The sequence below is a fragment of the Mycobacterium rhizamassiliense genome, assembly GCF_900157375.1.
Lineage (GTDB): Bacteria > Actinomycetota > Actinomycetes > Mycobacteriales > Mycobacteriaceae > Mycobacterium > Mycobacterium rhizamassiliense.
Window position 1 is genome coordinate 1,163,110 of record NZ_LT721901.1, and the last position, 19,188, is coordinate 1,182,297.

Below are 19,188 nucleotides of genomic sequence, written 5' to 3' on the forward strand. Positions count from 1 at the left end.
ATCACGTAGTGCGCGGCGGGGGTTACCCGCCGTCGTCATGTTCGCGGGGGAGCAGTTTCTCGGGGTGGTGGTAGGTGTTGGTGCGGGGTTGGCCTCGGTCGAGGTGTGGCGGCGGGATCCATTCGGTGTCGCCGTTGGTGCGTTTTCGGGTGCTCCAGCCGCGGGGTTGCAGCAGTCGGTGGTGTGGGCCGCAGGCCAGGGTGAGGTTGTCGATGCCGGTGGTGCGACAGTGTGCGTAGTCGGTGACGTGGTGAACCTCGCAGTAGTAGCCCCCGACGTCGCAGCCAGGTGCGCTGCACCCGCGCTCCTTGGCGTACAACACGATTCGTTGACCCGGTGAGGCCAGCCGTTTGGAGTGATACAGCGCGACGGGTTCGGCTTTATCGAACACTGCGAGGTAGTGGTGGGCGTGGCGGGCCAGCCGGATCACGTCGCTGACCGGCAACCGCGTGCCCCCACCGGTGACGCCCTGACCCGCGGCTTGTCCCAGTTCGGCCAGGGTGGTCGACACGATGATCGAGGCCGGCAGGCCATTGTGCTGACCCAATTCCCCGGACGCCAACACCGCGCGCAGCGCGGCGTTCACCCCGTCGTGGTTGCGCTGGGCGGCGCTGCGCCCGTCACCTTCGATGGCCTGCTCGGTGGGTGCGCCGTCCACGCAGGGGTTTTCATCGCTGGGGTTGCACATCCCGGGTGCGGCCAGCTTGGCCCACACCGCCTCCAACGTCGCCCGCGCCTCGGGCGTCAGCCACCCACGGAGCGCCGACATGCCATCGGCCTGCTGCTTGCCCAGCGTCAGGCCGCGACGGCGCGCGCGATCCTCGTCGGTGAAGCTGCCGTCGGGGTTCAGCCAATCCATCAGGCGATCAGCCAACCCGGCCAATGGTTCGGGACGAAACTGCGTGCCCAACTCGGCCAGTTGCGCTTCGGCGGCCTCGCGGGTGTCGGCGTCGATGAAGCCGGGCAGCTCGTGGCAGAAGCGGCGGATCACCGCCACCTGCCCGGCCCCGAGCTTCCCCTGGCGTTGGGCGGTGGCGGTCGCGGCCAGCACCGGTGCCAAAGGTTCGCCAGTCAGCCCGCACCGCGCGCCCAGATCGGCCGCCTCACGAACCCGCCTGCCGGCCTCGGCGCGGCTGATCAGCGTTGCCTCGGCGACCGCGTGGGGAAGCGTGCCGCCGAGTTCTGCCGGCGTGGCCTCACGGGCCAACTGGTTGATCAGGGGATGTTCCACAGCCGGTAGTCGCCGGCGCACCTGCTCGCAGCGCTGCAGCGAGGCCAACCGTCGCCGGGTATTAGACGCCGCGAAGTTCAGTGCGGCCACGGTGTCGAGCGCCTTGTCCAAAGCATCGAAGGCGGCCTCCGCTACCTCGTCGTCGGCTGAACTCATACCGTCAAACTAAACGCACCCACCGACAAAAAACCCTGCGTTGTGACCGCAGAAACACAAGTGGCACAAGAGATTTAACGAGTGTGCACTCACGGCGATCGTCGCTCAAGGCGGGCAAAAATTACAGCGTTTCATCCAGCTCACCGAGTCGGTCGGTCAGCCGCAGGTTCTCCGAATAGTCGACGGGGCAGCAGATCAGCGAAACTCCGTCGTCGGCCAGCGCCGTGCGCAACGTCGGCAGCAGCTCGTCGGCGTGAGAGATCCGATAGCCCTTGGCGCCAAAGCTTTCCGCGTAGGTCACGATGTCGGGATTGCCGAACTTCACGTAGTAGCTCTGGCCGAGCTCGAGGTCCATCTTCCACTCGATGAGGCCATACCCGCCGTCCTCCCAGATCAGCACCACCAGCGGAATGCGTTCGCGCACGGCGGTCTCGATCTCCTGCGAGTTCATCAGGAAGGCGCCGTCCCCGACCACCGCCAGCACCTTAGACTCGGGGCGGGCCAGCTTGACCCCGAGCGCCCCGGGCAGCGCAAAACTCATGGTGGACAACCCGTTCGAAATCAGGCAGGTGTTCGGCTCGTACGTCGGGTAGAGCCGCGCCATCCACATCTTGGTGGCCCCGGTGTCGACCAGCACGATGTCGCTGCGGCCCAACGCCTCGCGGGTGTCGGCGACCACCCGCGCGGGCGCCAGCGGGTATCGCGAATCCTGTTGTCCCCGAGCGAATTCCTCGGTCAGCAGGCCGGAGCCGGGGACCTCCGGCTCGGGCGCGAAGGCGTGACCGACGAGGGCCTCGGTCAGCGCGTCCAGCGACGCGCTGATGTCCCCGATGATGCCGACGTCGACCGGGTAGTGCGCGTCGACCTCGGCGGGGAAGCGATGGATGTGGATGATCTTCTTGTCGGCCTGCGGGTTGATCCGGACGGGGTCGAACTCCTGGAGCTCGTAGCCGACTGCGATGACGACGTCGGCGTGGTCGAAGCCGAAGTTGACGTAGTCGTGCCGCATGAACCCCAGCGTGCCGATGGCGTTGGGGTGGTCGTCGGGCATGACGCCCTTGCCGTGAAAGGTGTTGGCGACCGGGATCCCGAACGCGTCGGAGAACCGCACCAGCGCGTCGGTCGCGTGGGCGCGCGCCGCACCGTGGCCCGCCAGCACCACCGGCCGTTTCGCGCCGCGCAGGATCTCGACCGCGCGCTCCACCTGCCGCGCGGCCGGTGCATCGGCGCGGACCACGTTGCGGGGCAACGGTTTCAGGTCATAGTCGGTCTCGTCGGCGTCGATGTCTTCGGGCACGGCGAGGTAGACCGCGGCGGGGCGCTCGGTCTCGGCGAGCTTGAACGCCTTGCGGAACATCTCCGGGATGGCGCGCGAGGTCGGGACGCCGGCGGCCCACCGGGTGATCGGCACGAACATCGACACCAGGTCGACGTACTGATGCGATTCCTTGAACTGGCGATCCTGACCGACCTGCGCCGAGATCGCCACCATCGGGGTGCTGTTCGTGGTGGCGTCGGCGACGCCCAGCTGCATGTTGATCGCGCCGGGGCCCAGCGTGGCCGACACCACCGCCGCGCGGCCGGTGACCCGCCCGTACATCTCGGCCATGAACGCCGCAGCCTGCTCGTGGCGGGTGAGCACGTAGCGGATCGTCGAGGACGCCAACGCCTGCACGAAGCGGATGTTCTCCTCGCCCGGCAGCCCGAAGACTATTTCGACGCCCTCGTTTTCCAGGCACTTGACCATCAGTTCTGCTGCTTTTGTCATCCAGCACCTCCCTTGTGGCCACGATAGTGGCACGCTGGATGACGGACTCCTCACACCGAACCAATACGAAGGACGATCACAGTGCCCATCGCCACGATCAACCCGGCTACCGGCGAGACAGTCAAGACGTTCACCCCCGCCACCGCCGACGAAATCGAAGCCGCCATCGCCCGCGCGCACGCCCGGTTCCAGGACTACCGCCGCAACACCACGTTCGCCCAGCGCGCCCAGTGGGCCAACGCCACGGCCGACCTCCTGGAAAAGGAAGCCGACGACGTCGCGGCGATGATGACGCTGGAGATGGGCAAGACCCTGAAGTCGGCCAAGGCCGAAGCGATCAAGTGCGCCAAGGGTTTTCGTTACTACGCCGAGAACGCCGAGAAGCTGCTCGCCGACGAGCCGGCCGACGCGGGCAAGGTCGGTGCGAAGCAGGCGTACACCCGCTGGCAGCCGCTCGGCGTGGTGCTGGCCGTCATGCCGTGGAACTTCCCCCTCTGGCAGGCGGTGCGCTTCGCCGCGCCCGCGCTGATGGCCGGCAACGTCGGGCTGCTCAAGCACGCCTCGAACGTGCCGCAGTCGGCGCTGTATCTCTCCGACGTCATCGCCCGCGGCGGGTTCCCGGAGGGTTGCTTCCAGACGCTGCTCATCTCGTCGGGCGCCGTCGAACCCATCTTGCGCGACCCCCGAGTGGTGGCGGCCACCCTGACCGGCAGCGAGCCGGCCGGCCAGTCCGTCGCGGCGATCTGCGGGGACGAGATCAAGCCCACGGTGATGGAGCTGGGCGGCAGCGACCCGTTCATCGTGATGCCGTCGGTGGACCTCGACGAGGCCGTCAAGACGGCGATCACCGGCCGCACGCAGAACAACGGCCAGTCCTGTATCGCCGCCAAGCGGTTCATCGTGCACGCTGACATCTACGACGCCTTCGTCGACAAGTTCGTCGAACACATGCAGGCGCTCAAGGTGGGCGACCCGACCGACCCGGACACCGACGTGGGCCCGCTGGCCACCGAGTCGGGCCGCGACGAGATCGCCGGGCAGGTCGACGCCGCCGTCGCCGCCGGCGCCAAGATCCGCTGCGGCGGAAAGACTCCCGACCGGCCGGGGTGGTTCTACCCGCCGACGGTGGTCACCGACATCACCAAGGACATGGCCCTGTACACCGAAGAGGTGTTCGGCCCCGTCGCATCGATGTACCGCGCCGCCGACATCGACGAAGCCATCGAAATCGCCAACGCCACCACCTTCGGGCTGGGGTCCAACGCCTGGACCAACGACGAGGCCGAGCAGCAGCGGTTCATCGACGACATCGAGGCCGGCCAGGTCTTCATCAACGGGATGACGGTGTCCTACCCGGAGCTGGGTTTCGGGGGCGTCAAGCGGTCGGGCTACGGTCGCGAACTCGCCGGCCTGGGCATCCGCGCGTTCTGCAACGCCAAGACGGTCTGGGTCGGCTAGCGGCGATCCGTCAAACGCTCGCCAGGGCCCGCTCGTCCTCCTCGGCGAACGTGTCCTCGAGCTGCAGCGGTGAGTAGTCCAGGTCGATCTCGCCGAGCGGGCGACCGCGGGCGCTGGAGATAGTGCCGAAGCGGCGCATCCCCTTGTCGGAGGCGTAGGCCATGAACTCGTCCACCGACAGGCCGAAGGGCATCGGGTCGTACAGGACGAAGCCCTCTTCGATCAGCTTCAGCCCGAGCGGCATCAGCTCGTTCATCCGCGTTTCGAAAACGCCCCAGTTGGCGTCGTCGGCTGCGACGTGGCGCCGGCAGGTGAAGGTGCCCCACGCCATATGGCGCCGCTCGTCGTCACCGATGCGCCGGACGAGTTCCTGCATGCCGGGCAGGATGCCGCGCTCCACGCAAATCTTGTGCCAGCCGAAGTAGCCGGTCAGCGCCAGCATCCCTTCGACCATGTGGTTGTAGGTCACCGATGCCCGGACCTGGGCGGCCGGCGACGGGTCGGTCATGAGCGCGCCGAGGCAGGCCGGCAGTTCCTCGTAGAAGATCGTCCGGTAGGTCGGGACGTCCTCGAGGTACTCGTGCAGGTCGCCGGTGATGCCGACGGCGTCGAGCCACATGCGGAACACCTGGACGTGCTTGGCCTCCTCGAAGGCGAACTGCGTCAGGTACATCTCGTCGCCGAGCCGGCCCTCGGCGCGCATCGCGGCCATGAACGGCTGGATGTCCTGGGTCACCGATTCCTCGCCGGCGATGAACTCGGCGCACAGCCGGGTCGCGTAGTGGCGTTCGTCGTCGGTCAGGCGGTCCCAGTCCTCGCGGTCGCGCGAGAAATCGATGTCGGCCGGGTTCCAGAACTTCGCGTTGCCACCGGCAAACAGCTTGAGCGGCAAGCTATCCCAGTTGAGGCCGCCTTGGGCCATCGAGGCAATTCGGGTTCTGTTCATGTGACCTCCTCAGATCGCAATGGGGCTGAGTTGACGGAGGAGTCCGCCGAGAATGCGGCGGCCAGCACTGCCACCAGCCTGCGCACCGCCAGTGCGGGCTGCTCGGGCGTCGGCTCGTCGAGTCCGAGGATCGGATCCAGGCCGCGCATGTAGGGCGCCAGGGCCAGGTGCGGGAAGATCAGGAGCAACAGCGACAGCATCGCGTCGATGTCGGCGTCCTCGCGGAAGTCACCCCGCTTCTGGGCGTCACGCACCAGCGGCCGAAGCACCTCCAGGTAGTGGCGATGGATGACGGACCGCACGCTGATACGCGCATCGGTGTCGACCTCCAGCGAGGCCGCGGCATGCAACGCGCGCTCATGCGGGTGGTCGGCGAAGTAGGCGACCCAGGCGTCAAGCCAGTCGGTCAGGAAATCGAAGAACGGCCGGCTCGGGTCGAGCTCGCGAATCCGGATCTCCATGTAGGCGCGCACCCGCTGGCTGGCGATGTCGGCGATGAACGCGAACAGGTCCCGCTTGTCCGCGAAGTATTGGAACAGGCTGCCCTTGGCGACGCCCGCGCGCCGGGCGATGACGTTCAGGCTGCCGCGGGAGAACCCGTGCGCCCCGAACTCGGCCTCGGCGGCCTCGATGATCGCCGCGCGCCTCGCCGCGTCGACGCGGCCCCAAGTCACCGTTGGCATGCAAACTCCTTCGAATCGATGACCACTGGTCATTTTACTGTGATCCAGCTCACGGTCAAGGGAAACGGTAGTTGTCAGTTGAGCCGGCGGCCCCCGAAAGCCCGACTGGACCCCAGCTCAACGTCGACGCACGTATGGACGCGCTCTCCGCCGCCGGATAACGGTCGAAAGCCCTACGGCCGCATCTGATACGCGCCGTTGATCGGCGCGATGTGCTCTTTCCAGACCTGGTCGTAGCGCGACGGGTCGTGCACCGGGCGACGGACCATGCGCATCGCGAATCGGGCCTGCGCCTCGGTGGTCGACGGCTTGTCGTTGAGCTCGACGGCATAGCCGTTGAAGTCGCGCACAAGCACCGCGAAGATCGCGTCGATCAGCGTCTCGTCGATGTCGGAGAGCGCGGCCTCCTCCAGGATCAGCTGCGCGTAGGGCACCGTCGCGAACAGCTGCCCGACGGCGAACGCGAAGTCAATATCCTTCTGCTGCAAGGCATCCGGGGTCGCACTGGCGAGCATCTCGGCCAGCACGTCGATCTGGCCGCGCAGCACCGCGACGTTGGGCAGGTGCGCGAAGCCGTCGAACGGCGCGCGCCAGTCGTGGAAGCGAACCTTGCCCAGTCCCCCGGTGGGCCCCTGGTTGAACAGGAATGAGTCGTCGGCCGCGTCGTCGCGGCGGCCGATGATCGGCAAGTCGGCGTTGGGGGCGAACAGGTAGTTCGGCATGAACTTGGCCAGCAGCCCGATGTTGATGTGGACCGTGCCCTCCAGCCGGGGCAGCAGGCCGATCTCGCGGGCCATCGCCTCGAACATGGTGTCCTTCTCCACGCCCTTGGCCGCGATGACGTCCCACAGCGCGGTGATGACGCGCTCCCCCTCGCTGGTGATCTTCGCCTTGGTGAGCGGGCTGTAGAGCAGGTAGCGACGGTCGGTCTCCGACGCGCCGCGCATGTAGTCGCACGCGCGGGTGGCGACGAGCTTCATCGCGATCAACCGCACGTAGGCGTCGGTGAGCAGGCGTCGCACATGGCTGAAGTCGGTGACGACGGTCCCGTAGAGGATGCGGTTGGAGGCGTGCGTGACCGCCTCGTACATGGCATGGGTGCACATCCCGATCGCGCCCCAGCCCAGGTTGTATTTGCAGACGTTGACCGTGTTGAGGGCGGCGTGGAACGCCCCGGGCCCGCGGTGCAGGATGTCGGCCTCGGTGACGGGGTAGTCGCGCAGCGCGTAGTTCGCGACGAAGTTCTGCGAGTTGACCACGTTCTTGATCAGCTCGTAGCGGTCGTCCTGCGAGTCGGCGACGAAGAAGACGTATTCGTCTTCTTGTTCTGACGGGCCGGCGATCTTGCCGAACGTCGACACCATGCGGGCCGCGTTGGCGTTGCCGATGTAGTACTTCTCGCCGTTGGCGACCCACCCGCCCTCACTTGGGGTGAGGATCATGTCGGTCTGATAGACGTCCGCGCCGTGGGTCTGTTCGGACAAGCCGAAGGCGAAGACCTCGCCTGCGTCCAGCTGGGCGGCGGCCTTGCGCTTGGCGTCCTCGTTATCGCTCATCCAGATCGGGCCCAGCCCAAGGGCGGTGACCTGGAACGGGTACCAGTAGTTCAGCCCGTAGAAGCCCACGATCTCGGCGAACTCGCTGATCCGGTAGGTGTCCCAGCGACAGTCGTCACCGCCGTACTGCTTCGGCGTCAGCAGCGAGGCGAAGATGCGCTCGCGCCCGACGTGGTTCAGGAAATCGGAGTACCACGCGCGTTCGTGGTCGTCGGCCTTCAGCCGGGCCTTACCCCTGGACTCGAAGAAGTCCACGGTCGCCGCCATGATCTCGCCCGAGCGTTGATCCGGGTACCGGCGTTGCAGGTTGTTGGGATTGAGCAACATGACAGTGACTCCCCGCGGGTCGCAATGGCTTCGGATAGGGGCCGCGGGTCGACCGTACTTGACCAGGCGGGTAGAAAAACACCCCTGTTGGACCACCGCGGCGCGGGCCTAGCATCAGCGACGTGTCAGAACTCAATACCGCAAGCGGAACCATCGACACCGCCGAGCTCGGCGTCACGCTCATGCATGAGCACGTGTTCATCATGACCACCGAGATCGCGGAGAACTATCCGGAAGCGTGGGGTGACGAAGAACAGCGAGTCGCCGACGCCATCGAACGGCTCAACGAACTCAAGGCCCGCGGGGTCGACACCATCGTCGACCTCACGGTGATCGGCCTGGGCCGCTACATCCCCCGCATCGCGCGCGTCGCGGCGGCCACCGACCTGAAAATCGTTGTGGCAACCGGTCTTTACACCTTCAACGACGTGCCGATGTACTTCCACTACCTCGGCCCGGGTGGCGAGCTCGGCGGCCCGGAGATCATGACCGACATGTTCGTCCGCGACATCGAGCAGGGCATCGCCGACACCGGCATCAAGGCCGGGATCCTCAAGTGCGCCACCGACACTCCGGGTGTCACCCCCGGCGTCGAGCGGGTGCTGCGCGCGGTGGCCCAGGCGCACAAGCGCACCGGCGTGCCGATCTCCACGCACACGCACGCGGGTCTGCGACGCGGCCTCGAGCAGCAGCGGATCTTCGAGGACGAGGGCGTCGACCTGAGCCGGGTGATCATCGGGCATTCCGGCGACAGCACCGACATCGGCTACCTCGAGGAGCTCATCGCCGCCGGCTCCTACCTCGGGATGGACCGCTTCGGCATCGACGCGTTCCTGCCCTTCGAGGACCGGGTGAACACGGTGGCGCAGATGTGCGAGCGCGGGCACGCCGACAAGATGGTGCTCTCGCACGACGCCAACTGTTACTTCGACGCGCTGCCCGACGAGCTGGTGTCGCAGGTGATGCCGAACTGGCACTACCTGCACATCCACAACGACGTCATCCCCGCGCTCAAGGAACGCGGCGTGACCGACGACCAGTTACACACGATGCTGGTCGACAACCCACGCCGCATCTTCGAGCAGACAGGCGCCTACTAAATGACCCAGAGCGAGCCGATTCCGCCGATCGGCGTGCAGGTTTCCGCACTGGCCCGCGAGGCACCCGACCTGCCGGCCGTCAGTTGCGACGGCCGCTCCCTGACCCGCGGCGAGTTGGACCGTTCGACCAACCGGCTGGCCCGCGCCTACGCCGAACGCGGCGTCGGCGTCGGCGACTACGTGACGATCCTGCTGCCCAACTCCGTGGAGTTCGTGCAGGCCTCGCTGGCGTGCTGGAAGTTGGGCGCGGTGCCGCAACCGTTGTCGCCACGGCTGCCGGCCGCGGAGTTGTCCGGCCTGCTGGAGCTGCGGCCCCGGGCGCTGCTAGTCGGCGGCGAAGATCCTCAAGGCCAAATACCTAGCGTGCCAATGGGTTTCGTGCCGAATCCGGAGCTGTCCGATGCGCCGCTGCCCGAGGCGGTCTCGCCGTCCTGGAAGGCGATGGGGTCCGGCGGTAGCACCGGGCGGCCCAAGCTCATCGAAGCCGGCGTCGACAGCCGGCTTTCGCCACTGGCCGGCTACGGCATGGGCGCCCTGGACGGCGATACCACCTTCGTCCCGGTGCCGTTGAGCCACAACACCGGGATGACCATGGCGGGGCTCGCGCTGATCATGGGACACCACCTGGTGTTGACCAACCGGTTCGACCCGGATCAGTTCCTGCGGGTGATCGCCGACTATGGCGTCACTTTCATCGTGACCGTGCCGACGATCATGCAGCGGGTGCTGCCGGTCTATCACGCCAACCCGGGGGCCTACGACCTGTCGACGGTCCGGCGGTTCTGGCACCTGGCGGCGCCGTGCCCGCCGAACATCAAGGAGGCCTGGATCGACCTGCTGGGTCCCGAGAAAGTCTGGGAGTTGTACGGCGGCACCGAATTACAGGCGCTGACCTTCATCTCCGGTGACCAGTGGCTGAGCCACCGCGGCTCGGTCGGCATCGTGATCAGCGGCGAGATGAAGGTGCTCGACGACGACGGCAACCCCTGCCCGCCGGGGGTCGAGGGCGAGATCTACATGCGGCCCTCGCCGGGCAGCGAGCCGACCTACCGCTACGTCGGCTCGACGGCGAAAAGCCGGGACGGCTGGGACTCCCTCGGCGACCTCGGCTACTTCGACGAAGACGGCTTCCTGTACCTGTCGGACCGCCGGGTCGACATGTTCACCGTCGGCGGCCGCAACGTGTACCCCGCCGAAATCGAGAACGCGCTGTCGGAGCACCCGGACGTGCTGTCCTGCCTGGCGGTCGGTGTGCCCGACCCGAACGGCGGCGATCTGGGTCAGGTGCCCTACGCGCTGGTGCACACGGCCGACGGGGCCGCGCTGGACGCCGCGGGCGTGCAGGAGTTCCTGCGCGAGCGCGTCGCGGGGTACAAGGTGCCGCCCGCCCCGGACTTCATAGAATTTGTCGACACACCGCTGCGCGACGACGCCGGCAAGGCCCGTCGATCGGCGGTGCGCGCCGAGATCATGGCGCGTAGCGCCACAGCACCTGGCTAACCCGCTCCAAGGATCCGCCAAGGATCTCCTTAGCTTGCGGCCACAGGCTGCGGGCTATGCAGATCGAGCCGTTGAGTGCGGAACTGATCGAACGTTATCTGGTGTCACGGGAGCTGCGGTTTTTCCGCAGCGACGACGGCGAGGATTTCCTGCTGGTGCTCTCCAACTACGAGCGCGGCAAGTTGCACGTGCACCTGCGGATCAACGGCCTGCGCCGCGACATCCTGGAGATTTCGGTCAGCCCCGCCGCGTATTACCCCGCCACCGAACGCCCGCGCCTGATGGAACTCGTCAACGAGTGGAATCGAGACAACCACTGGCCCAAGGCGTTCGTGCGGGAAACGCCGCAGCCCAGCCACGTCGGCGTCGTCGGCGAAACCGCCTACCTGCTGGCCGACGGCATCCACGTCGCGGCGCTGGGCAACTTCATCAAGTCCGGGGTCGAGTACGGCGCGGACCTGTTCGCCAAGATCGACCAGGCGATCTCCCTGCCCTCGGCCGACGCGCTGGAAGAGTGGATGGACCGCACCGGCTAGGGCGCGATCGCGTCCGCCTCGGCGTCGACGGCCTGCCCCGCCCCGGCCGGCTTCTCGCGTTTCTCCCAGCGGCGCAGCGCTTCTCGGGCCGGCGACTCCACCAGCGCGTAGCTGACGGCGGCGATGGCCCAGCCGAAGACCAGCGTCATCGCCAACACCGTCGGCATCCGGCCGGTGAACGCGAACGTCCCGAGCACCGGGAACACCATCGCCAGCGCGGCCAGGTGCCAGATGAACAGCCCGTAGGACCAGCGGCCCAGGGTCACCATGACGGTGCTGCCGAGTAGCCGGTGGCCGGTGTCGACCCGGTCCAGCACCAGCGGGGCGACCAACGCGAACGCCACCACCGCGCCCATCGCCGTCTTCACCGCGAACTGAGTGGCGGTCGCTGGAATCAGCCCCTCCGGGCCGGCCAGCGGGGAAGCCGCGACGAGGAAGGCCGCGACCGCGATGACGGCCATCAGCACGCGGCGGCGGGCCAGCCGGTGCGGCAGCCCGACGCGGCTGTGCACCCACTCCGCCAACAACATGCCCGCGGCGAACCACGAGAAGAACGCCGGCGGCCAGTTCAGCGGGTTGATGCCCGGGCCGGCGTGCGCGAACGGCTCCCAGCCCCAGGCCCAGGACAGCACCCCAAGCGCGGCGATCGCGGGCACCCGGGCCCGCACCGGGAGCCGGCGGGCCAGCAACGCCAGGATCGGCAGGGCCAAATAGAAGGTGACCTCGACCGAGAGGCTCCACATCTGGGTCAGGCCGCCGGTCAATGTGAGCGGCACATAGATCTGGGTCAGCGTCAGGTTCGCCAGCCACACCGTCGGGCTGGGGTGGTCGGCTTCGGGCAGCAGGCTCAGGATCACCACGACGGCCACCAGGTAGGCCGGCATGATGCGGACCACGCGCGACCTCAGGTAGTGGCCGGTGCGCGGCCCCCGGAAACCATTGGGCCCCAGACCCCTTGCCGCCGCGGCATGTCCGCGCCACAACAGAAAACCGGACAGCGCGAAGAACACCGCGACGGCGAGGTCGAAGCGGCCGAACAGGCGGCCGTCGACCCCGCTGGAATGCCCGGTCTGGAACGCGACGTGCGTGACGACCACGCCCATCGCCGCGCAGGCGCGCATGCCCTCGACGGCAGGCAGGAAGCTGCGGGTTCCCCCCACCTGCTGGCTTTCTGTCACGAGCTCAGTCTGCCTGTCGTGTGGTCTCAGGCGAACGGGGTACACCCGAACAACCCGGGCAAAGCTGCGCAGGCTGGTAAGTCGGCGCCTTACTTTCTGCTGTTAGGGTCGAACGGGTTTGCCTCAGGGACCACTAGGAGGACACAGCAACGTGAACCGAGCAGTCATGTTGCGCTTCGCCGCATGCGGAATCATCGGGCTCGGAGCCGCACTGCTGATCGCCGCGCTGCTACTCACGACGTACACCAGCAGCCGGATCGCCAAGATTCCGCTCGACGTCGACGCCACGCTGGTCAGCGACGGCACCGCGAGCCAGGCGCTGGACTCGGCGTCGTTGTCCGGTGACCACGTGGTCGTCAACCAGAACGTGCCGGTGGTTTCCCAGCAGCAGGTCAGCGTGGAGTCGCCCGCCAACGCCGACGTCGTGACGCTGCAAGTCGGTAGCTCGCTGCGCCGCACCGACAAGCAGAAGGACAACGGGCTGCTGCTGGCCATCGTCGACACCGTGACGCTCAACCGCAAGACGGCGACGGCCGTCTCGGACGACACCCACGCCGGCGGCTCGCTGCAGAAGCCGCGCGCCTACGGCGACGAGAACCCGCCCACCGCCTCCCCGCTGCGCCACGACGGGCTGTCCTACCGCTTCCCGTTCCACACCGAGAAGAAGACGTATCCCTACTTCGATCCGATCGCGCAAAAGGCATACGACGTCAACTACGACAGCCAAGAGGACGTCAACGGGCTGAGCACCTACAAGTTCACCCAGAACGTCGGCTACAACGGCGATGGCAAGCTGGTGGCTCCGGTGAAGTACCCGTCGCTGTTGGCCGGCGATGAGGACGCCAAGGTCACTACGTCGGCGGCGATGTGGGGCGTGCAGGGCGGCGACCCGGCCGAGCAGATCACCATGACCCGCTATTACGCCGCGCAGCGGACCTTCTGGGTGGACCCGACGTCGGGCACCATCGTCAAGGAAACCGAGCACGCCGACCACTACTTCGCCCGCGACCCGCTGAAGCCCGAGCTGACGCTGGTTGATTACAAGGTCAGCTCCAACGAGGACACCGTCGAGTCCCAGGTCAACGCCGCCCGCGACGAGCGCGACCGGCTGGCGCTGTGGTCGCGGGTACTGCCCATCACGTTCACCGCGGTGGGCCTGATCGCCCTGGTCGGCGGCGGGCTGTTCGCCTCGTTCAGCCTGCGGACCGAGAGCGCGCTGACCGACCCCGGACTGGACCGTGGCGACGAGGAGTTCTTCGGCCGCAGCGGGCTCGAGGAACGGGTCCCGGGCGCCGAGGCCGAGACCGAGAAGCTGCCCACGCAGCGCCCCGATCCGGGCCCGCCCGGCTCGGAGCCGCCGACCGCGGGCGAGCCGCACGAGCCGGGGCCGTCCGACCCCAGTCCGCCCGGCCCGCCCGAACGGGGTTAGCTCAGCGGCAATGTTGCGCCGCTGGCTCCTTCCGGCATACGCGTTCGTCCTGGCGCTGCTGGTGCTGGCGCCGCTGCTGCGACCCGGCTACCTGTTGCTGCGGGACGCGGTATCCACGCCCCGCTCGTATCTGACCGACGCCGCCCTCGGGCTGACCGCTGCCCCGCGTGCCACGCCGCAGGATTTCGCGGTGGCGTGCGCGTCCCACGTGATCGACGGCGGCGTGGTGGTCAAGGCGCTGCTGGTGCTGGGGCTGTGGCTGGCCGGCTGGGGCGCGGCCCGGCTTGCCGCGACGGTCCTACCCGACGCGGGTATGCCGGGCCAGTTCGTCGCCGCCACGCTGGCGATCTGGAATCCCTATGTCGCAGAACGACTTCTGCAGGGGCACTGGAGCCTGCTGGTCGGCTACGGCTGCCTGCCCTGGGTGGCGACCGTGATGCTTACGCTGCGCTCGGGCGGGAGTTGGTCCGGCTTCTTCGGGCTGTGCTTCTGGCTGGCGCTGGCCGGGCTGACCCCGACGGGGCAGATGCTGGCCGCGACGGTGGCACTGGTCTGTGTGGTAGCTCCGTCGTCCGAGCCAGGTCGTCCGCGCTGGCGTTGCGCCGCAATGGCATTGGGCGCCGCACTGGCCGCTGCGCTGCCCTGGTTGACCGCTTCGGCGGTGGGCGCGACGCTGAGCGGCCATGGCAGCGCGCCCGGGGTCGCCGCGTTCGCGCCGCGCGCCGAGCCCGGCCTGGCCACGCTGGGCAGCCTGGCCAGCCTCGGCGGGATCTGGAACGGCCAGGCCGTACCCGATTCGCGGACAACGCTTTTCGCGGTGTCCGCGGCCCTGGTGCTGCTGGCGGTGCTGCTGGCCGGGCTGCCGACGACCGCGCGCCGTCCGGCCGCGGTGCCGCTGCTGGCGCTGGCGGCGGTGTCGGTGCTGGTGCCCGCGGCGCTGGCGACCGGCCCCGGACTGCACGCGTTGAGCGCGGTGATCGACGCCGCGCCCGGCCTCGGCGTGCTGCGCGACGGGCAGAAGTGGGTGGCGCTCGCGGTACCCGGCTACACCCTGGCCGCCGCCGGCGCGGTGGTGACGCTGCGGCAGTGGCTGCGGCCCGGTGTGACGGCGCTGGTCTGCTGTCTCGCGCTGATCCTGGCCTTGCCGGACCTGGCGTGGGGGGTCGGCGGCAGGGTTGTCGCGGTGCGCTACCCGCCCGGGTGGTCGGCGGTGGCCGCCGCGATCAACGAGCGGCCCGCCCTCGTCGCGGTGCTACCCGCCGGCACGATGCGGCGGTTCTCCTGGTCGGGTGCGGCGCCGGTGCTGGATCCGCTGCCACGCTGGGTCCGCGCCGACGTGCTGACCACCGGCGACCTCAGCATCTCGGGCGTGACGATCCCCGGGGAAGGCGATCGCGCCCGCGCGATGCAGCAGCTGCTGCTGGCCGGGCCCGAGCCGTCCGCGCTGACCGAGGCCGGCGTCAGGTGGCTGGTCGTCGAGTCCGACAGCGCAGGCGACATGGGTAAGTCGGGTCGCACGCTCGCCGGGCTCACCCCGGCCTTGCGGGACAAGGAGTTTGCGCTGTATCGGCTCGGCGGCGGCACCGCGGACGCATCGGCGCCCGGGCGGCGGGCGACGCTGATCGCGCATCTGGTGTGGCTGGCGACGCTCATCGTGGGCGCCTGCGGCGCGCTCGCCGTCCGGGTCCGGCGCCGGGCTGCGGCCTAGACCACGCCGCTGACGAACCGGCCGTCCTGCACGGCCTGCAGCACGTCGCGCACGGCCTCGGCGCTCTGCGTCCAGGAGAACTCCCCGCTGCGGGCCTGCGCTTTGGCGCCGAGCTGGTCGCGCAGCACCGGGTCGCAAAGCAGCTGTTCGAGGCGATCGGTCAGCTCAGCGCGGCTGTCGACCAGTATCCCAGTGACGCCGTCGACGATCGAGTCGGCGAGTCCGCCCGAGGACCGGTAGCCGATGGTGGGCACCTGATGCTGGGCGGCCTCGACGACCGCCAGGCCCCAGCCTTCCTTGCGCGAGGGCAGCACATGCACCCAAGCGCCTTGCAGCACATGGTGTTTGGTGACCTCGTCGACATGTCCGTGGAAGGTCACCGCATCGGAGATGCCCAGGGCCGCAACGTGTTCGACCAGCCGCTGGCGCCACCAACCGTCGCCGACGATGTCCAGGTGCAGGTCGGGCTGCGCGGGCAGCAGTTCGGCGACCGTCTGCAGGGCGTCCTCGATCTGCTTGTGCGGCACCAGCCGCGAGAGCACCACCACCCGGGGGGCCGCCGAGCGTGGACCGGCCAGCGACTGCGCCGGCGCCTCGTCAAGGCCGTTGCGCACCACGGTGATTCGCTCGTTGTCCACGCCGAGCGCGACCAGGTCGCGCGCCGAGGGCAGCGAGACGGTCAGGTACTGGTTGCGCCGGTGCAGCCGCGGCGACAGCCACGACTCGACGAACCACCCCAGCCGGCTGAACAGCGGCCCGGCCACCGGCCACTGCTCGCGGTGGCAGTGGTGCACCAGCACCACCACCCGCCGGCCGTACAGCAGCCGGGCGCAGAACGGCAGGCCGTTTTGCGCGTCGACCACGACGTCGGGCCGCACCCGCCGCAGCGGTCCCAGGCCCACCCGCGCGGCGGCCATCGCCAGCAGCGCCCACACGTAGACCGAGTAGCGCCCGCCCGCGCGGCTGATCCGCACGCCGTCGACCGCTTCGCGGCGCGGTGCCCCGCGGTAGCGGGCGGTGCGCAGCGTGACGTCGACCCCCGACGCGGCCAGCTGGGAACCGATGCGCTGCAGATAGGTCTCGCTGCCGCCGCCCTGCGGGTGCCCGGTGTCGCGCCAGCACAGCAGCAACACGGAGCGGACGGCAGACATGAATAGCCAGCCTACTTGTCGACGAGTGTGCGGCCAGCCGCGCGCTCGGCAGGGCCGCATAGGGTTGGCCGGTGGCCGTGACGGACCTCTTCGCGCGGCGGGCGACCCTGGCCCGCTCGGTGCGGCTGCTGTCCGAATTCCGCTACGAGCAGACCGACCCGGCGCGGTTCTACGGCGCGCTGGCCGCCGACACGGTCGCGTTGGTCGGCGACCTGTGGCGGGCCGCCCACGGCGAACCACCAACGGGCCGCACGCTGCTCGACGTCGGCGGCGGCCCGGGGTATTTCGCGACGGCATTCGCCGACGCCGGCGTCCGCTATATCGGGGTCGAGCCGGATCCGAGCGAGATGCACGCGGCAGGCCCGGCGATCGGCGGGGCCACCGACACCTTCGTCCGGGCCTCCGGGATGGCGCTGCCCTTCGCCGACAACTCGGTCGACATCTGCCTGTCGTCCAATGTCGCCGAGCACGTGCCGCGGCCGTGGCAGCTCGGCGCCGAGATGCTGCGGGTGATCAAGCCGGGCGGGCTGGTCGTGCTGTCCTACACCGTCTGGCTGGGCCCATTCGGCGGGCACGAGATGGGCCTGACGCACTACCTGGGCGGCGCGCGCGCCGCCGCCCGCTACGCCCGCAAACACGGTCGTCGCCCGAAGAACGACTACGGGTCGTCGTTGTTCGCGGTGTCCGCCGCCGAGGGGCTGAGCTGGGCCGAAAACACCGGCGTCGCGGTGGCCGCATTTCCGCGCTACCACCCGCGATGGGCATGGTGGCTGACATCGGTCCCGGTGCTGCGCGAGTTCGCGGTGAGCAATCTCGTGCTGGTCCTGCGGGCGGGGGAATGAACGTGTTCTCGTTTTACGTCGGCTTGGGTAGGGTGGCGCGTATCACTCGGCGACGACGCAACGTGAACCTATAAATCAGGAGGAACGGCGGACATGACTCAGACCCTGAGCCAGACGACGGAGTACGACAAGCTGTTCATCGGCGGCAGGTGGACGGCGCCGTCGACGGACCAGGTGATCGAGGTGCACTGCCCCGCCACCGGCGAGTACGTCGGCAAGGTGCCGCTCGCGGCGCCCGCGGACGTCGACGCCGCCGTCGCCGCGGCCCGCGCGGCCTTCGACAACGGCCCGTGGCCATCGACCCCGCCGAAGGAGCGCGCGGCCGTCCTCGCCAAGGCGATGGCGCTGATGGAGGAGCGCAAGGACGAGTTCGTCAGCCGGCTGGGCGCCGAGACCGGCCAGCCGCCGACCAGCGTCGAGACGATGCACTGGATGAGCTCGATCGGCGCGCTGGGCTTCTTCGCCGGCCCCGCCGTCGACCAGGTCAAGTGGCAAGAGGTGCGCACCGGCGGCTACGGGCAGACCATCGTCCACCGCGAGCCGATCGGCGTGGTCGGAGCGATCGTCGCCTGGAACGTGCCGCTGTTCCTCGCGGTCAACAAGCTGGGCCCGGCGCTGCTGGCCGGCTGCACGGTGGTGCTCAAGCCGGCGGCCGAAACGCCGTTGACCGCAAACCTTCTGGCCCAGGCGTTCGCCGACGCCGGCCTGCCCGAGGGCGTGCTGTCGGTGGTGCCCGGCGGCGCCGACACCGGCCAGGCGCTGACGTCGAACCCCGACATCGACATCTTCTCGTTCACCGGCAGCTCGGCCGTCGGCAAGGAGGTCGCCAAGCGCGCGGCCGACCTGCTCAAGCCGTGCACGCTGGAGCTCGGCGGCAAGTCCGCGGCGATCGTCCTCGAGGACGTCGACCTGGCCGCCTCGATCCCGATGCTGGTGTTCTCCGGCATCATGAACACCGGGCAGGCTTGCGTGGCGCAGACCCGCATCCTGGCCCCGCGCTCGCGGTACGACGAGATCGTCACGGCGGTAAGCGAATTCGTGAAGATGCTGCCGGTGGGGACGCCGACGGACCCGGCCGCGCAGATCGGCTCGCTGATCTCGGAGAAGCAGCGCGCCCGCGTCGAGGGCTACATCGCCAAGGGCGTCGAGGAGGGCGCCCGGGTGGTGTGTGGCGGCGGCCGCCCCGAGGGCCTCGACGGCGGATTCTTCGTGCAGCCCACGGTCTTCGCCGACGTGCAGAACAACATGACGATCGCGCAGGAGGAGATCTTCGGCCCGGTGCTGAGCATCATCGGCTACGACACCGAGGACGAGGCGATCAAGATCGCGAACGACTCGGCGTACGGCCTGGCCGGCAGCGTGTGGACGTCCGACATCCAGCACGGCATCGAGATCTCGGAGAAGATCCGCACCGGGACGTACGCGATCAACTGGTACGCCTTCGACCCGTGCTGTCCGTTCGGCGGCTACAAGAACTCGGGCATCGGCCGGGAGAACGGCCCCGAGGGCGTCGAGCACTTCACCCAGCAGAAAAGCGTGCTGATGCCGATGGGCTACACGCTGGAGGGCTGACCTCCCCAGGGAGTGCACGTTGGGGCTCGAGTGTGCGGCCAGCCGCG

15 protein-coding genes are annotated in these 19,188 nt (G+C 68.8%); 8 read left to right on the plus strand and 7 right to left on the minus strand.

Annotated features, from left to right (window positions below; translation table 11 throughout):
* Nucleotides 1-22 precede the first annotated feature (22 nt).
* Nucleotides 23-1,387: an HNH endonuclease signature motif containing protein gene (locus MRAB57_RS05770; RefSeq protein ID WP_077086717.1), complete on the minus strand. Its 1,365-nt coding sequence runs from the start codon at nucleotides 1,385-1,387 to the stop codon at nucleotides 23-25.
* Between the two features lie 121 nt (nucleotides 1,388-1,508).
* Nucleotides 1,509-3,155, minus strand: a complete 1,647-nt coding sequence (locus tag MRAB57_RS05775) for an acetolactate synthase large subunit (protein ID WP_077086718.1) — start codon at nucleotides 3,153-3,155, stop codon at nucleotides 1,509-1,511.
* A gap of 81 nt (nucleotides 3,156-3,236) precedes the next feature.
* Here MRAB57_RS05775 and MRAB57_RS05780 point away from each other — a divergent pair, with 81 nt between their 5' ends.
* A complete protein-coding gene (locus MRAB57_RS05780; RefSeq protein ID WP_077086719.1) occupies nucleotides 3,237-4,613 on the plus strand; it encodes an NADP-dependent succinic semialdehyde dehydrogenase in 1,377 nt (458 codons plus the stop codon).
* Between the two features lie 10 nt (nucleotides 4,614-4,623).
* On the opposite strand, the gene MRAB57_RS05785 is transcribed toward MRAB57_RS05780, so the two are convergent.
* From MRAB57_RS05785 to MRAB57_RS05795, 3 genes are all read right to left on the minus strand, one after another.
* Entirely contained in the window at nucleotides 4,624-5,559 is a 936-nt protein-coding gene (locus MRAB57_RS05785) for a R2-like ligand-binding oxidase (RefSeq protein WP_077086720.1), read from the minus strand.
* Nucleotides 5,556-6,242, minus strand: a complete 687-nt coding sequence (locus MRAB57_RS05790) for a TetR/AcrR family transcriptional regulator (RefSeq protein WP_077086721.1) — start codon at nucleotides 6,240-6,242, stop codon at nucleotides 5,556-5,558. Before MRAB57_RS05790 ends, MRAB57_RS05785 begins: the two co-directional genes overlap by 4 nt.
* A gap of 173 nt (nucleotides 6,243-6,415) precedes the next feature.
* Nucleotides 6,416-8,125, minus strand: coding sequence for an acyl-CoA dehydrogenase family protein (locus MRAB57_RS05795; RefSeq protein WP_077086722.1), 1,710 nt, complete (start codon nucleotides 8,123-8,125; stop codon nucleotides 6,416-6,418).
* A gap of 122 nt (nucleotides 8,126-8,247) precedes the next feature.
* On the opposite strand from MRAB57_RS05795, the gene MRAB57_RS05800 reads away from it, so the two are divergent.
* The 3 genes from MRAB57_RS05800 to MRAB57_RS05810 are packed head-to-tail and all read left to right on the plus strand — an operon-like array spanning nucleotide 8,248 to nucleotide 11,261.
* Nucleotides 8,248-9,225, plus strand: coding sequence for a phosphotriesterase family protein (locus MRAB57_RS05800; protein WP_077086723.1), 978 nt, complete (start codon nucleotides 8,248-8,250; stop codon nucleotides 9,223-9,225).
* Complete coding sequence (locus tag MRAB57_RS05805; protein ID WP_077086724.1) at nucleotides 9,226-10,725, plus strand: AMP-binding protein; 1,500 nt, start codon at nucleotides 9,226-9,228, stop codon at nucleotides 10,723-10,725.
* A 56-nt stretch (nucleotides 10,726-10,781) separates the two neighbouring features.
* Nucleotides 10,782-11,261 carry a type III secretion system chaperone family protein gene (locus MRAB57_RS05810; protein WP_077086725.1) on the plus strand — a complete coding sequence of 160 codons (480 nt, stop codon included), beginning with the start codon at nucleotides 10,782-10,784 and terminating at the stop codon, nucleotides 11,259-11,261.
* Here the strand turns inward: MRAB57_RS05810 and MRAB57_RS05815 are convergent.
* Nucleotides 11,258-12,382, minus strand: coding sequence for an acyltransferase family protein (locus MRAB57_RS05815; protein ID WP_083743586.1), 1,125 nt, complete (start codon nucleotides 12,380-12,382; stop codon nucleotides 11,258-11,260). The genes MRAB57_RS05810 and MRAB57_RS05815 overlap by 4 nt on opposite strands.
* Nucleotides 12,383-12,590: 208 nt before the next feature.
* Here MRAB57_RS05815 and pgfA point away from each other — a divergent pair, with 208 nt between their 5' ends.
* Nucleotides 12,591-13,868 carry a cell envelope lipid trafficking protein PgfA gene (gene pgfA / locus MRAB57_RS05820; RefSeq protein WP_157900560.1) on the plus strand — a complete coding sequence of 426 codons (1,278 nt, stop codon included), beginning with the start codon at nucleotides 12,591-12,593 and terminating at the stop codon, nucleotides 13,866-13,868.
* A gap of 10 nt (nucleotides 13,869-13,878) precedes the next feature.
* The gene (locus MRAB57_RS05825) at nucleotides 13,879-15,576 is read left to right on the plus strand and encodes an MmpA family trehalose lipid delivery protein (protein ID WP_077086727.1); all 1,698 of its coding nucleotides are present in this window, start codon (nucleotides 13,879-13,881) and stop codon (nucleotides 15,574-15,576) included.
* On the opposite strand, the gene MRAB57_RS05830 is transcribed toward MRAB57_RS05825, so the two are convergent.
* Nucleotides 15,573-16,727, minus strand: a complete 1,155-nt coding sequence (locus MRAB57_RS05830; RefSeq protein ID WP_077086728.1) for a glycosyltransferase family 4 protein — start codon at nucleotides 16,725-16,727, stop codon at nucleotides 15,573-15,575. The two genes, MRAB57_RS05825 and MRAB57_RS05830, sit on opposite strands and share 4 nt — an antisense overlap.
* 71 nt (nucleotides 16,728-16,798) lie before the next feature.
* Here MRAB57_RS05830 and MRAB57_RS05835 point away from each other — a divergent pair, with 71 nt between their 5' ends.
* Both MRAB57_RS05835 and MRAB57_RS05840 read left to right on the plus strand, forming a co-directional pair.
* Complete coding sequence (locus tag MRAB57_RS05835; protein ID WP_077086729.1) at nucleotides 16,799-17,569, plus strand: class I SAM-dependent methyltransferase; 771 nt, start codon at nucleotides 16,799-16,801, stop codon at nucleotides 17,567-17,569.
* Between the two features lie 93 nt (nucleotides 17,570-17,662).
* On the plus strand, nucleotides 17,663-19,141 hold the full coding sequence (locus MRAB57_RS05840) for an aldehyde dehydrogenase (RefSeq protein WP_077086730.1): 1,479 nt from the start codon (nucleotides 17,663-17,665) through the stop codon (nucleotides 19,139-19,141).
* Nucleotides 19,142-19,188 lie beyond the last annotated feature (47 nt).

Coding starts and splice junctions, on each gene's coding strand:
- MRAB57_RS05770 (WP_077086717.1), bottom strand. CDS start 1,387: ATGAGTTCAGCCGACGACGAGGTAGCGGAGGCCGCCTTCGATGCTTTG.
- MRAB57_RS05775 (WP_077086718.1), bottom strand. CDS start 3,155: ATGACAAAAGCAGCAGAACTGATGGTCAAGTGCCTGGAAAACGAGGGC.
- MRAB57_RS05785 (WP_077086720.1), bottom strand. CDS start 5,559: ATGAACAGAACCCGAATTGCCTCGATGGCCCAAGGCGGCCTCAACTGG.
- MRAB57_RS05790 (WP_077086721.1), bottom strand. CDS start 6,242: ATGCCAACGGTGACTTGGGGCCGCGTCGACGCGGCGAGGCGCGCGGCG.
- MRAB57_RS05795 (WP_077086722.1), bottom strand. CDS start 8,125: ATGTTGCTCAATCCCAACAACCTGCAACGCCGGTACCCGGATCAACGC.
- MRAB57_RS05805 (WP_077086724.1), top strand. CDS start 9,226: ATGACCCAGAGCGAGCCGATTCCGCCGATCGGCGTGCAGGTTTCCGCA.
- MRAB57_RS05810 (WP_077086725.1), top strand. CDS start 10,782: ATGCAGATCGAGCCGTTGAGTGCGGAACTGATCGAACGTTATCTGGTG.
- MRAB57_RS05815 (WP_083743586.1), bottom strand. CDS start 12,382: ATGCGCGCCTGCGCGGCGATGGGCGTGGTCGTCACGCACGTCGCGTTC.
- MRAB57_RS05825 (WP_077086727.1), top strand. CDS start 13,879: ATGTTGCGCCGCTGGCTCCTTCCGGCATACGCGTTCGTCCTGGCGCTG.
- MRAB57_RS05830 (WP_077086728.1), bottom strand. CDS start 16,727: ATGTCTGCCGTCCGCTCCGTGTTGCTGCTGTGCTGGCGCGACACCGGG.
- MRAB57_RS05840 (WP_077086730.1), top strand. CDS start 17,663: ATGACTCAGACCCTGAGCCAGACGACGGAGTACGACAAGCTGTTCATC.